Origin of the sequence: Acinetobacter sp. YH12219, from assembly GCF_013417875.1 — a bacterium.
In the GTDB taxonomy this organism is placed as follows: domain Bacteria; phylum Pseudomonadota; class Gammaproteobacteria; order Pseudomonadales; family Moraxellaceae; genus Acinetobacter; species Acinetobacter amyesii.
The window spans coordinates 1-14,280 of record NZ_VPDC01000035.1; the positions used below are offsets into that span (position 1 = coordinate 1).

6 protein-coding genes and 2 pseudogenes are annotated in these 14,280 nt (G+C 40.2%); 6 read left to right on the forward strand and 2 right to left on the reverse strand.

Annotated elements, in window-relative coordinates; genetic code table 11:
- Nucleotides 1–91, forward strand: a pseudogene (locus tag FTV04_RS15680) (IS5/IS1182 family transposase); the annotation flags it as partial.
- A gap of 92 nt (nt 92–183) precedes the next feature.
- Here the strand turns inward: FTV04_RS15680 and FTV04_RS15685 are convergent.
- Nucleotides 184–624 (reverse strand): GNAT family N-acetyltransferase, encoded by a 441-nt coding sequence (locus FTV04_RS15685; RefSeq protein ID WP_180090312.1) that lies wholly within the window; start codon nt 622–624, stop codon nt 184–186.
- Between the two features lie 199 nt (nt 625–823).
- Between FTV04_RS15685 and FTV04_RS15690 the strand changes: the two genes are divergently transcribed.
- The 5 genes from FTV04_RS15690 to FTV04_RS15710 all read left to right on the forward strand — a co-directional run bounded on the left by FTV04_RS15690 (nt 824) and on the right by FTV04_RS15710 (nt 12,555).
- Nucleotides 824–1,594: a ThiF family adenylyltransferase gene (locus FTV04_RS15690; RefSeq protein WP_180004537.1), complete on the forward strand. Its 771-nt coding sequence runs from the start codon at nt 824–826 to the stop codon at nt 1,592–1,594.
- A gap of 115 nt (nt 1,595–1,709) precedes the next feature.
- A complete protein-coding gene (locus tag FTV04_RS15695; RefSeq protein WP_180090314.1) occupies nt 1,710–3,524 on the forward strand; it encodes a tetratricopeptide repeat protein in 1,815 nt (604 codons plus the stop codon).
- Nucleotides 3,525–3,760: 236 nt separating this feature from the next.
- Complete coding sequence (locus FTV04_RS15700) at nt 3,761–7,177, forward strand: type VI secretion system Vgr family protein (protein WP_180090316.1); 3,417 nt, start codon at nt 3,761–3,763, stop codon at nt 7,175–7,177.
- A gap of 64 nt (nt 7,178–7,241) precedes the next feature.
- Entirely contained in the window at nt 7,242–12,296 is a 5,055-nt protein-coding gene (locus FTV04_RS15705) for an RHS repeat-associated core domain-containing protein (RefSeq protein ID WP_180090318.1), read from the forward strand.
- A gap of 1 nt (nt 12,297) precedes the next feature.
- On the forward strand, nt 12,298–12,555 hold the full coding sequence (locus FTV04_RS15710; protein ID WP_078192682.1) for a hypothetical protein: 258 nt from the start codon (nt 12,298–12,300) through the stop codon (nt 12,553–12,555).
- A gap of 174 nt (nt 12,556–12,729) precedes the next feature.
- On the opposite strand, the pseudogene FTV04_RS15715 reads toward FTV04_RS15710, so the two are convergent.
- A pseudogene (locus FTV04_RS15715) lies at nt 12,730–13,661 on the reverse strand (IS5 family transposase).
- Nucleotides 13,662–14,280 lie beyond the last annotated feature (619 nt).

Genomic DNA, 14,280 nt, shown 5'->3' on the forward strand with positions numbered 1-14,280 from the left:
TAGAGGAATTGCCACAAGATACGATAAGCTAAAACGTAACTATCAAAGCGCTGTTGCTTTAGCTTGTATATTTATATGGTTGCCTCTTTAGCTCAATTTATCGGCTGTAAATGTCAACACACCCTAAGGTTGTAAGATCGAAAAAGAGGCGAAAGCCTCTTTTTTTTATCTGAGATATTTTCTCTATCTTTGATAGATGTTGGCTTGATGAATCTCGAGAAAATTTGCAGGCTGAGCCAAATCGGTAAGGCCAAATTGACGATATAAACCCTGTGCATCCGCCGTCGCAAGTAACATGCGTCTTAGATCTGGGGAGCCACATTTTTCAAATAAAGTACTCACAATTAATTTTGAATAGCCTTTGCCTCGATGCTCATCGGCGACATAAATATCGGCTAAATAAGCAAAAGTTGCATAATCCGTAATGGCACGACCAAAACCGATGAGTTCTTCATCGAGAAGTAAGGCCACGGCCAAAGAGTTTTCAATCGCTTTTTTCACCACTTGTTTTGGAATATCTTTTGACCAATAGGTATGGCTTAAAAAGCGATGCACGGTGTCTAAATCTATTTCATTTTTGTCATCGGTAATTTTTAAATTATTTGGCAGAGGATGGATATCCATGGCAATACACACTTGAGTTTTAGATCTATGGTTATACTTTTTAAAGCAGACCTCCATTCGCTGTAAATGTTTATTTTGATGGATTTAGACCTGATGCGAATGCCGCTCTGTTGCGCTGACTGCTGAATTGCGTTTTATCAAAGAAAAAAAGCAGTGAATTTGCTAAAATGGCGGCTGATTTAACACTGCCTCCAAACCTATGACTGAACTGCTCCAAGATGATGAATATGACCGCCGTTTTGCTGGCGTAGCCAAAATATATAGTGATGAAAGTTTTCATCATTATGAAAAAAGTCATGTCATGGTGATAGGGATTGGTGGTGTAGGCTCATGGGCGGTCGAAGCTTTAGCGCGTACTGGTATTGGTGAGCTGACCTTGGTCGATATGGATGTCGTTGCTGCATCGAATATTAATCGACAATTGCCTGCCATGAGCACGACATTGGGACATGAAAAAATTGAAGTCATGGCAGAGCGATGCCGTGCGATCAATCCCCGAATCAAAATAAATTTGATTGATGATTATCTCACACCTGAAAATGTCAAAGAAATTTTGGCAGGTGCTCCTGACCTAATTTTAGATTGTATTGATGATGTGAAGGCCAAATTTGCCTTAATGCTACATTGCCGTTTTAATAAAATTCCGTTGATCGTTTCCGGTGGAGCAGGGGGTAAACTTGATCCGCTGAAAATCCGAGTCGCAGATTTATCAAGAACAGAGCAAGACCCAATGTTAGCCAAATTGCGCACACAATTACGCGGCAAAGGCATTTGTAAAAAGCCGAAAGAAAAGTTTGGGATTACCTGTGTTTATTCGATTGATAATCCATTTTCCAGTGCTGATGTTTGTCCAAGTGCGGGCTTACGTTGTGGTGGATATGGTTCAGCAGTAGTGGTGACGTCCAGCTTTGCGATGGTGGCTGTGTCAGAGGTGCTCAAAAAACTTGATGCAAAACGAGCAAAAGCATGACAGCTATCTCATTTTGAAAAAAATAAAGCACCGAATTCGGTGCTTTTTTTGTATATAGAATTAAAATCAGACACAATGTTGGAATAATTAAAATATTGATTTTTTTGGGGCGAGTATGTGGTTTTTACTGATACTAATTTTGGGGATGGGAGCACTTGCGTTTTGGATGTGGAAAAGACCCGATCCAGTAAAACGCGATCAGGCTAAAGCGGTTGGGCATGACTTGTGGATAGACCAATTAGATGCACAGCTGAAATTTGCAGAACGTTTAATGCTTGATGCACCAACCGACTATGCGCGTGCCTATGAGTTGTATCAAAATTTGGCCAAACAGCATGAAATTCCGCAGGCCTATGTCGCTATGGGGCAGATGCATTTACAAGGCTTAGGCAGAGAAGTCAGTGTGGAAAATGCGCTGGCTTTATTGGAAAAAGCCAATAGTTTAGGTAGTGATGATGCTGCATATGTGTTGGGGCAAGTTGAAGAAGGTATCTATGGCGGTGTGCCCAATATTGAAAAAGCGCAATATTGGTATCGACATGCGATTTCACGCGGTCATTTGGATGCACAATATCGACTCGCCGAACTAAACCCAGAAGATCAGACACATGCCGAGCAGCAACATTTAGATTTGTTGCAAAAAAATGCGGACAATGGACATGCCAATTCACAGTATCAATTGGCACAGTTCTATTTAAAACAAGCCACGCCAAATATTGCTCTGGGATTGGAATATTTACTGAAAGCTGCCCAACAAGACCATATGGCGGCTATTCAGCAATTGCAGCAGTTCTATGCTCAAGGAAAGTATCTTGCGCAAAATGATGAAAAGTCATTGCAATATTTAAAGCGAGGATTGCTACTCGGGCACCAGCAGCAGTTGTATGAGTATTATCAAGCAGTATTGATGGGTAAGATCGATGTCGATCAGCGTCAGCGGGTTTATCATGATCTTTTGCAGCAGGCCAAAAAGCACAAAGTTGCTGCAGCCAGCCGATTATTAGGTATTGCACATTTTCATGGTTGGTACTTGGAGAAGCAGGAAACTTTAGGTTTTCGCTTTCTGACCGAAGCTGCTCAACTTAAAGATGCTGATGCAATTAGTCTTATTGCAGCGCTGTATTTTGAAAAGTATTTGGTTAGTGATGATCCGCAAAAAGCATTTGAGTTATATCAAACAGCGTATCAATTCAAACCATTATTCATTAACCAAGTCGGTTTGGCCCTATGCTATCTACACGGCGTCGGTGTTGAGCGAAATATCAAGCAAGCACAGCAACTTTTAATTGAAGCTGCTAGGCATTTAAATGATATATCCATTACTTGTGTCGCTGATCAAAACTATGTGATTGGACGTTTTTATGCATTGCCAGAATATCCTTTAGCACATCGTGATCAGTGTCTGAGTTATCTGGAAAAAGCCGCAGAACAAGGTTCGCAGGATGCTGCTTGGTATCTCTACCGTTTAGCCGTGGACAATATCTTGCCTGATCTACAGTTTGATGAAGCTCAAACCCAGCGAGCATTGTTGAAGGCGGCGAAATTAGGCCATCCTGATGCACTTACGCAACTAGGTCTAGTTAATTTAAAAGGACAATGGGGAACACAAGATTTCCAACAAGCGTTGCAGTATTTCTCGCAAGCGGCGGGATTAGGAAATGTGACTGCCTTGTACCAGCTTGGTGAAATGTCAGAACATGGTTTGGGTGTGCAGCAAGATTTATCCCAAGCGCATAGCTATTATGCACAAGCGGCTCAGGGGATGAATGCTGCGGCGTTAACGCGATTGGGCTATTTATATATTCATGGCATGGGCGTAGAGCGTGATCTTAAAATTGCACAGCAATATTTGGAAAAAGCGGCCTTGCAAGGCTATATCGAAGCACAAGAACAATTGGAGAATATTCACGCATTTTTAAATACCAATTAATCGTGATGCAAGGCAGTAAGGTGGTATGGAGAGACCTGAAGTTTAGTTTGATGGTCTCTACATTTTTTTAATGCAGAAATAAATAGAGTAAAAATAACATAAAGAATTGATGTAGAAATTTGAATTTTTACTTACATAAAACCCAACAAAGCAGGCAGATTATGCCTAGAAAAATATGAGTTTTTTTGATTAAATACCCCGCATATTTTATAAAAATCTGATTTTAGATAATAACGATGCTGAACAATATTTATTCTGCACTTGAGAAATTGGGCATTAGTCCACAAAAACGTGCCTTGCATATTCAATTTTCCAATACCACGCTGAATGAACAAGTATTCTTGCAACGTATTGATGGGGAACATGCCTTAAGTGAAGGTTTGAATGTTCAGCTCATCTGTCTCTCAACTTCTGCCACCTTAGAACTCAAACAATTTATTGGTACACAAGTCGCAATCGATCAGGTAACCGATGCGGGTCAACTTTTTCGTATTACCGGGATCATTACAGAAGCATTTCAAGGCCAAAGTGATGGTGCATTAACGCTATATAAGTTGACCTTAGAAGATGCAACAGAATTGTGGCATAAGCGTCGTAATAGCCGCGTGTTTATGAATAAATCGGTCAAAGATGTGGTAGAGATTATTTTTAAGGAATGGCAAAAAAAGAGCCCACTTTTTGCAGCGAGCTTAAGTTTGGACTTAAGCGGCTTAAAGAAAGAGTATGACGTTCGACCATTCATGATGCAAAGTAATGAAACCGACTATGATTTTATTACTCGCTTACTACGCAGTGAAGGCATTCATTGGTTGGTTGATGAAGCTCAATCTTTTGTAACATCGTCTGCGACACCCATAGCAGCTCAAAAGCTACGTTTGATTGATGATAATAGTCAATATCAAGCTTTGGAGCGACGTAATATCCGTTTTCATCGCAGTAGTGCGACTGAAAAAAATGACAGTATGACCAGTTTTATCGGTCAGCGTAGTCTGCAACCGACGTCGGTACATGTGCAACGATGGCAGGCGGATGTACTTGAACAGGACGAGGGTGGTGGTGCAGTACAAAGCAAGCATCTACATAGTCAAAATCAAGATAATGCGAGCTTAAGCTTAGAGCAGGCATGGCATGTGAGCCCTGCATGGATGCAAGATCTGAATGGTGAAGATGCTGCAACTGCCTCTAATAGTGCTCAAGTTGAACGTCTCAATCAAAATTTTAGTGATTATTATGCAGCTCAAGCCAAACAATTTATTGCTAAAAGTACCGTGCGTGATACACAAGTTGGTTATTGGTTCAAATTGGATGAGCATCCAGAGATTGACCAGCATCGTGGTGCCGATCAAGAGTTTTTGATTTTATCTAAGTCTTTTTATAACCAAAATAATTTACCCAAAGACTTAACCGATCAAGTTACACAACTGATCCATCAAAGTCAGTGGCAAGTCAAACAAAGCGATGCGGATGAACGCCAAGCCAATACCTTGGCTTTGCAACGTCGAAATATTACGACCGTTCCTGAATTTAATCCACTTACACATCGACCAGTAACACATCCACAGCGTGCCAAAGTTGTGGGTCCTGCCGGTGAAGAAATCCATGTTGATGAATGGGGACGGATAAAAGTCCGTTTCCTATTTACCCGTTCTGATGATCATGGTCATGATGGCGGTGCAGGTGCGAATAATAATGACACAGACTCGGCTTGGGTTGATGTACTGACGCCTTGGGCCGGCGAAGGTTATGGCACACGCTTCTTACCTCGAATTGGTGAAATAGTTGTCGTTGATTTCTTTGATGGCAACATTGACCGACCTTTTGTCGTGGGTCGTATTCATGAAGCGCAGCGTAGTCCCACTAAATTTGACAATAAAGGACAATTACCAGATACCAAAAAGCTAGCAGGGATTCGTTCCAAAGAAGTGGCGGGAGAGGGTTTTGGTCAATTACGCTTTGATGACACCACGGGGCAAATTAGTACCCAGCTGCAAAGTAGTCATGGTGCGAGCCAACTGAACCTCGGTAAGCTCAGTCATCCAAAAGATAAAGCAGAAAGTGAAGATCGGGGTGAAGGTTTTGAGCTGCGGACCGATCAATGGGGGGCAGTACGAGCTGGACAAGGTTTATTGGTGTCGACTTATAAACAGGAAAAGGCCAATGGTGAACATTTAGATGCAGAGATTGCAAGAACACAGCTGGAGACGAGTCATAGTAATAGTAAGTCTTTAAGTGATATTGCAAAGCAACAAAAAACAGATGAAATTGAATCTGTTGAACAGCTCAAAGCTTTTGCCAGTGAAATAGAAAAAGATATCGCTAAATTTAAAAAAGCCATTCTTTTACTTAACTCAGTGGATGGTATTGCACTTAGTACACCAGAGGATATTCATTTATCTGCAACAGGCATGATCAACCAAATTGCCGGTGATAGCATTAACCTGAGTACGCAAAAAAATATTGTGGGACAAGCTTTAGGTAAGGTTAGCTTATTTGCAGCTCAAGGTGGTATTAAAGCAATAGCAGCGCAAAGTAAAGTCGAAATTCAGGCACAGTCTGATGCTTTGGATATTTTGGCAAAAAAAGGAATTACGATTTCTTCTACTGAAGACAAAATAGAGATTAGCAGTCCTAAAGAGATTGTGATCACAGGAGCTTCTTCCCAAATTACTTTAAATGGCTCGGGAATTCTTGCTAAGACAGGCGGTAAATTTGAAGTAAATGCAGGGCAGCATCTATTTAAACCTGCATCGAGTGCAAGCAAGTCTACACAACTTCCTGCTTCAAACCCTTTGAAAGGTGCCTTAGAACTTCTTAAAAGTTATGGGGGGCAAGATTTCTTTAGTGGCACCGGTTTTAAAGTGATTGATGCTTTAGGTAAACAAGTTTCAGGGAAACTCGATGGCAATGGCTTTGCACAAGTTACAGGCATTGCACCGGGACCCGCGAAAGTGGAGTTTGATAAAGATCCACGCAGTGCGTGGGATCAGTCTAGTCACTTTAATCGCAACTATGATTGGGCGGAAAAAGTGGTACCAGGCGCTTCGGACTTTTTACAAAATACATTGGGTTCGTTGGGGCAAAATTTAACATCACAGTTAAAAGATAATCTCTTTAATTTAAATGCCGATTCTTTAAAAAATATCGGAAAAAATGCATTAAAAGATCTAGGTGGACAGGCATTAAATCAATTTAAAGACCAAGTCACCAACTCTGCACTATCTGCAATTTCATCGAAACTCAACTTGGGACTTTCTGCTTCACAAATGGCAAGTTTGGGTCAGGGGGCACAAGGCTTATCCAGCGTATTAGGTGGAAGTGGAATGAGTAACGGCATCGTTTCTGGGTCAACTGCTGCCGCAGTTCAGAACTCTCAAGCAACTATTGATAAGGATATTGTGGGTCGTAAAATTTCTTATTCTACACGTGCATTGACCTACACAGAAACGATTCGAGAAGGTGCGGTAACACCCATGAATGTAGCAGCTGCACCCGTGGCAGTGCCTAAAGTTACTGAAATAAAAGTAGCAGAAGTTGCACCTGCACCAGTGATACCTGTCCTTGCCAGTGACGATGATTGGGTAGATAGGAAGCAATATTCAAGCCCTTATCTCACTTATAGCGAAACTACACGACCGAAAAAGAACAATGGTTAGCATTTGCTAAAGCTAGCGTCAAACACAGTTTTAAATATTTAGAATTTGAGTAATAGGTTTTTACATGACAACTGATCAAAATGTTCAAAAAGAACAACAGACAATAAATAAGCCAGCCGTAGAACTGGCAATTTTTAATTTAGAAAGTGTGACGCATACTGAAGATCATAAATTTATAGCCCATCAAATTCAGGATTATTTAAAAGCGTGTGGAAATACCAGCCTTGAGCAGCTAAAAGCTAATGCAAATGTTCCGACTGTAGCGAATATCTTTGCATTATCTGGTGCGGTTTTAGATTTATTGCTTTTTGCAACCGATCAAGAACAGGGTGATGCTGCTGTGCAAAAATCTGCTTTGCTGAGTATGAACCTCATTGGGTTGTATTTAGAGCCGAAGGCTGAAGCGCATGTGCGTATGGTATTGCGTCCTTTGTTGGGGCTAATGGCTGAAAAGCTTTATCCTGAAAATGGCAAAATTCAAGAGGCCGATCTTCGCCGTATGTCTTTGCATCTGAATGCGCAGATTGCAGGGGATTTAGAAAAATTTCTGACTGAAACACAGGCCAAACTTCCCGCATTATTAAGTGGCGCAACAACTTTAGGCACGTCGATATTAAATACTTTTGCTGCGCCAATCCAAAGCGGGTTAATTTCACCAACCATTAGTTTTGGTGTAAGTGCTGAAAAACGAGATCCGGCAGAACAATTTAGTAATTGGGCAAAACCGCTGATTGATTTAAGTAAAACCAGCGCACTTGCCAATATGCTACCTAAAATAAGGAAAGAACAAACAGGCACGCTGCTACAAACTCAAGCAACTCAGGCATTGAGTTCATTTCCAAATGAAATTCAACGTCAAGCTAACGCAAGTCTAAAATACAGTTTGGCATGGCTAATTCAAGAAACCTTAAAAGCCATTAAAACTCAAGGTAACAAAGCCAATGCCAGTGTGCCGATTAATCAAACTGGCGAGCATGAGCAACATACAACAGGAGATACTTTAGAGTTTTTAGCTTTACAGGCTGACGCATTGAATGATTCGACTTGTTCGATTCCAAATGAGGATGCTACACCTAGTGATTCAGCAACTGATAACAGTATTAGTTATGCTATAGGTGCTGAACGGGTCAATCACACCGATTTTAATTTACCTAAAGTGGGTTTTAGCTTTAGCCGTCAATATAATTCGCAAATGCATGAGTTTGATGGCAGCATGATAGGCGCTCGTTGGATGATGCCTTTTTCGAATGTCATTAGCCAAAATAAAAATGGCTACTTATTTATAGACAGTAATGGGCGCAAGCATCAGTTGCCTGAGTCAATCCTGTATGAAGCATACACGGTGCCTTATGAAGGCTTTAGTATAGAACCATTAGAAAATGAAGACTTGCTGCTGAATTTTGGTTCAGCGTGGAGTTTTCATTTCCACAGCTTTAATGGCGGAAAACACTATCAGTTGATTCAGCAATTCAATGAAGAAACAGATGAAAAAGTTGCTTTAAGTTATTTACTATTTGAACAGCAGGCTTATCTGCAAAGTATTGATTTTCAATTGAAGAAAGCTAAACACCAGCTCAAGTTTGCCTTTAATGATCAAGTAAAAGTTATCGCTGCTTTTGTGGATGAACAGGCAGAGCCAGTGTCACGTTATGAATATGATACGCAAGGCAATTTAATTAAGGCTGTAGATCAAAATGGTCACGTGCGCAGCTATGAATATAATGATGCGCATCAGCTGACCCGTTATACCGACCGTACAGGGCGTGGGCAAAATATTCGTTATGAATCAAAAGAGGCGAATGCCAAAGCCATAGCAGAATGGGCAGATGACGGCAGCTTTAAGACCCGTTTGGAGTGGCATCCACGACTGCGCCGAGTTGCTGTATATGATGCTTATGATGTGCCGACCTATTACTACTTTGATTTAGATGGTTTTACCTATCGCACACGCTTAGCCGATGGCCGTGAAAAATGGCTATCGCGTGACAGTCAAAAACGCATTACCCGTCAAATTGATTTTGCAGGCCTAGAAACCGAACAAATTTATAACGAGCAAGATCAGCTGATTAAAATTGTACAGCCGAATGGAGGCATCATCCGTTTTGCCTATGATGAAGCAGGAAATTTGACGGAAACTAAAGATCCAGAAGGTCATATTTGGAAAAAAGAATACGATGCAGACGGTAATGTAACGAAGGAAATTAATCCTTTAGGTTATAGCACGCAATATAAATACAACAACGATAATCAAGTTGTAGAAATCATTGATGCCAAAGGCGGCGCTAAAAAAATTCAATACAATGATTTGGGGCAAATGACCGCATATAGCGATTGTTCAGGTAAAGAAAGCGCATGGGAATATGATGAAGAAGGCGCACTGACGGCCCAGCAGTCTGCTGATGCACAGCAAGTCAAATATATCTACAGCACAGATGGCAAAGACAAAGGCCAGCTTAAAGCAATTGTCTACCCTGATGGTTTAAAAGAACAATTTGAGCATGATGAAGAAGGGCGCTTGCTCAAGCATACGGATACCAAAGGTTTAAGCACGCAGTACCGTTATAACGCTGCGGGTTTGCTCGAACGGCGTATAGATGCGAACCGTCATCAAATTGGCTACCAATGGGATCAGCAAGGCCGTATTCAAAAGCTGATCAATCAAAACCATGCAGAATATTTATTTGAATATAACCGTTATGGTCAATTGGCACGTGAACAGGCTTTCGATGGCGAAGAAAAATATTATAGCTACAATGAAAACGGTCAGCTGTTCCAAATCCGTCAGCCGAATGTGTTTACTCAATTTGCATATTTTGCTGATGGTGCAATCGCTTCAAAAACTTATACCCATGTACAAACTCGTGTAAGTCAAACAGAAGAATTTGAATACAACCTGAATCATCAGTTGAGTAAGGCGACGAATAAAGACAGTCAAATCGATTTTTATCGCAACGCGCTTGGCCAATTGGTCCGTGAGCATCAGCATTATAAAGTGCCGCATTTAACTCCGCTGACGGCTGTGCTGCGTTATGAATATGATGTGCTGGGAAATTTAACTCAAACGATTCGCCCTGATGGACAGGTTCAAAGCAATTTGAGTTATGGTTCAGGGCATATTTATGGCATTGCGTTAAATAAAAAAGACATGGTGGCATTTCAGCGCGATGACTTGCACCGTGAAACAGCGCGGATGCTTGCCAATGGATTGGTTCAAAGCAAAAACTATAATGATGTAGGTTTACTCAGTTCGCAGCTGATTCAGCCAGAGCAAGAGACATTAGGTCGTGTACAGCATCAAGCAGAACGGCAGTATCATTATGATCAAAATTATCTACTCACGCAGGTGGACGACAGCCGTTTAGGCAAGCTGAATTATCAATATGATGCGGTTGGCCGTTTGATACAGAGCCAAAGTGTGCATAAAACGGAAAGCTTTGCTTTTGACCCTGCGGGGAATTTGATTGACCCGATTGCCACGCAGGCGTCTCAAGTCAAAAATAATTTGATCGCTCAATATCAGGGTAAAAACTATAAATACGATGCGCAAGGCAATGTGATTGAAAGCAGCCATGCAGGCAAAACATTAAAACTGACATGGGATAACCTGAACCGTTTGATCCAAAGTGAGCTTAATGGTCAGGCGACTGAATATGGTTATGATGTATTTGGAAGGCGTTTATACAAGAAAAATCAAAATGCGCAAACCCTGACCTTATTCGGCTGGGACGGTGACCTGATGATATGGGAGTCACAGCAATCTAATGATGTTGAAGAAAACTACACCAAGCATTATGTCTATGAACCGCAGAGTTTTGTACCGCTGCTGCAAACGGGTTATACAGGTTTTATTAAGCTTCTAGAAACCCCAGATTATGCTCAATTTCAGCATGAAGATTATTCGGTTTATAAAGACCCGATATGGAAAACTGAAACACGAAAAAATAAAGCTGAATTGGAGCGGGTACTTTTTTATCACTGTGACCAAGTTGGAACACCGCAGACTTTAACAAATGAGTTAGGTGAATGTATATGGGAAATTAAGCAAGATACATGGGGCACAGCTTTAGAGATTAAGACTAGTGACAATTTATTAGAGCAAACAAATATTCGTTTTCAAGGGCAATATTACGATAGTGAAACTGGATTACATTATAACCGTTACCGTTATTATGAGCCGTTTAGTGCAAGGTATGTGAGTAAAGATCCGATTGGACTATTTGGTGGATTAAATAATTCTTCGTATGTAAAAGACCCGAATCAATGGGTTGATCCGATGGGGTTGATGGGTGGGAAAGATAATGGATTATTTTGGTTAACTGATTCTGCCAGCGAGGAAAGCAACAATCAAATTAAGAATATGGTGCAACAATCTAGAAATAATCCAAATAATAAAACCCAACTAGAATTAATACAAAGTGATGCGGAAAAAGGGAGGGTTTTAAGAGCAAATACGCCTGCTGTAAGTCCTACAGAAAGTCAAAGAAATGATTTTCCTGTAATCAATAATAGTAGAGGTAGCAGTAACGGTGGAGTATTAGCAAAATTACTTCCAAATACTATGTCACCTTTGGCTAAAGATCCGCAACTCGCTCAGGATTTAAAGGCTCAAGGTGCTATGAGAAATAATAACCTAGGAGCTGTAGCCGTAGCGGGTTATGCCCCTTATGCTATTGTAGGTGGAAAAGAGGCAGCACCAGTGGTTTTAAAAGTAGGTCGAGAAGGAATAAAAAGTATACCGAGTTTATCGAAAACGGCTTTACAAAATGCGAAAAATATATCGGCAACGCCAGTGGGACAGGCTGTGGTAAAAACAACTGGTGGTAGTGTACTGGTGGATAGTAGTTTACAAGCAAAAGATATGTATAAATGTAAATGTTTACAATGGGATGGATCTAGATCTTTAGTTGCCGTTGGTACGGGAGCTGCTTTTGGAGCTTGGGGGGGGGCGATGGCACAAACAGCTAAAGTTCCATTTGTTGGTACAACGGGTGTGCCTACAGCCATTGCTGGAAAAAATACTGGTGGATTAGTAATTTGGGCAAATCAATTTGCATTACAACAAACATCATCTAGAGCAATTAATAGTAGCACCTCTGATGATAAGAAGCAGGATAAATAAAATGTTAACAATTCTAGTTGAAGTAATTTTATCATTTTTTATATCCAATTATGAATCTGAAAATTATCCTTATCTAGCAGGTTTCATAAAGGGAATAGTTTTAGGTATATCAGCTTTCCTCTTGGGGATGTTGATTGATGTTATTAATGATAAAATTATGGAAACACATTTGATAATATTATATTTCATTACTTGCATTGGTATAGGAATAATAGGAGGGCTATTTTTTATGTTTTTTACTTGGTTCACTAAAAAATAATACTAATAACATAAACGCTTGGTGTGACGGTTTTAAAAGCATAGGTGTGACGGTTTTAAAAGCATAAAGGAACCGATTAACTGCACAAAAGACATAAATTTGACCTACAGTTACTTTTAAAAGGCTTTGTTGCACAAAGATTTGAAATACAAAGCCCCCCTAATTGAGCCAAATTTAAGGCGTAACTTGGGTAAGTGGTCGACCTAATTCCGTAAATCTGTTGAGCACTGCTCCACGTGCATGGATCTCATTCACTTGGCTATCAAAACTCCTTGCACAGAGTTTATCTCCTAATAATTTAATGCAATGCATCTTAGTTTCAACCAAACTTCGCCGATGATAGCCTGACCATTTTTTCCATAGTGTCCGGCCTAAACGTTTAATTGTTCGAAATAATTCATTCCCTCTAGCGAGCTACTCTTTGTATCTTTCCATGGTTTCGCATTTTTTCTAGGTGGAATCACCGCATCCTCTTGCCGATCTGCAATGACCTGACGGCATTGCTTGGTGTCATAAGCTCCATCAGTATAAACAGAGTCAATCCGCTCATCTTGTGGAATCTGATTAAGTAAATCGCCAAGCACCTGTGAATCACTGACATTATTGGTTGTAAGCTGAACTGCTCGTATTTGTAGGGTTTTAGTATCTATACCAATATGAAGTTTACGCCATTGGCGACGATATTCAGGTCCATGTTTCTTGCGCTTCCATTCGCTCTCACCTCGAAACTTCATGCCTGTAGAGTCCATGAGTAAATGCAGCCCATCGCTACTTTTTTGTTAGCTGATTACAATATCAATATGCTTTTGTCTTCTACAAAGCGTGGTGTAATCTGGAGCTATCCAATTTAATCCGCAAATTTTAATCAGACTTTGCATAAAGCCAGTAACCATACGTAAAGACAGACGAAATAAGGATTTAATTATTAAGCAGCATTGGATGGCTGCGTCGGAGTAGGTTTGATTTCGCCCTTGTTTGCCTTTTGATGGCGCATACCATTGCGTAGCAGGATCAAACCAAAGGGCAATATTTCCGCGACTCATGAGTGCTCGGTTATATGCGGGCCAATTGGTTGTGCGGTAGATTTTGTGTGTAGGTTTCTTCATTTGAAAATTATATCGCTGAAAAAGCCTTTACAGATAGGTTTGTTCAACAAAGCCATTGTACTCCCTCAAAATTTTGATCTAGTAAATTTTTTAATATTCTTTTCTGCGATTTTTACTTTTTATTTATGTATATTATTAAAAGTTCCGCAGCTTCGTTAATATATCTCAGTGAAAACTCTGAACAAGTTTTTGATCTGTATGGCTTTAAAAATCCTCAAGAAATATATCTATTTACTGCACGACATGAAGATACATCAGAGAAATTAATTTTAGAGTCTATTTACGATTATCGAAAAGTTATTAAAGATGATCCTTATCCTGAGGATTATTCTGATAAGAAATGAAAAAGTCTATTTTATCTTTAATTGCATATTTTGCCCAAGATAATGATATCCAAAAATGGATTCGTAAATGTTTATTATCAACGGATCAAAGTATAATTAGGTTTGATACTATTCAACAACAAATGTTGGGCCTAAAGTCGGTATACAATTAATAGATCTCTTTCATAAATCAAAAAACGATCTTCTTTTTGGTTAATATTTGCACTCCGGATTTCTTAGCATTCGTGCATAATCTGCGGATGAAATACATCGATTCAAACAAGCTTTCTGATCCT

Bases quoted from the DNA above. Each gene is read 5' to 3' on its own strand.
- FTV04_RS15685 (WP_180090312.1), bottom strand. From the start codon at position 624: ATGGATATCCATCCTCTGCCAAATAATTTAAAAATTACCGATGACAAA.
- FTV04_RS15705 (WP_180090318.1), top strand. From the start codon at position 7,242: ATGACAACTGATCAAAATGTTCAAAAAGAACAACAGACAATAAATAAG.
- FTV04_RS15690 (WP_180004537.1), top strand. From the start codon at position 824: ATGACTGAACTGCTCCAAGATGATGAATATGACCGCCGTTTTGCTGGC.
- FTV04_RS15695 (WP_180090314.1), top strand. From the start codon at position 1,710: ATGTGGTTTTTACTGATACTAATTTTGGGGATGGGAGCACTTGCGTTT.
- FTV04_RS15710 (WP_078192682.1), top strand. From the start codon at position 12,298: ATGTTAACAATTCTAGTTGAAGTAATTTTATCATTTTTTATATCCAAT.
- FTV04_RS15700 (WP_180090316.1), top strand. From the start codon at position 3,761: ATGCTGAACAATATTTATTCTGCACTTGAGAAATTGGGCATTAGTCCA.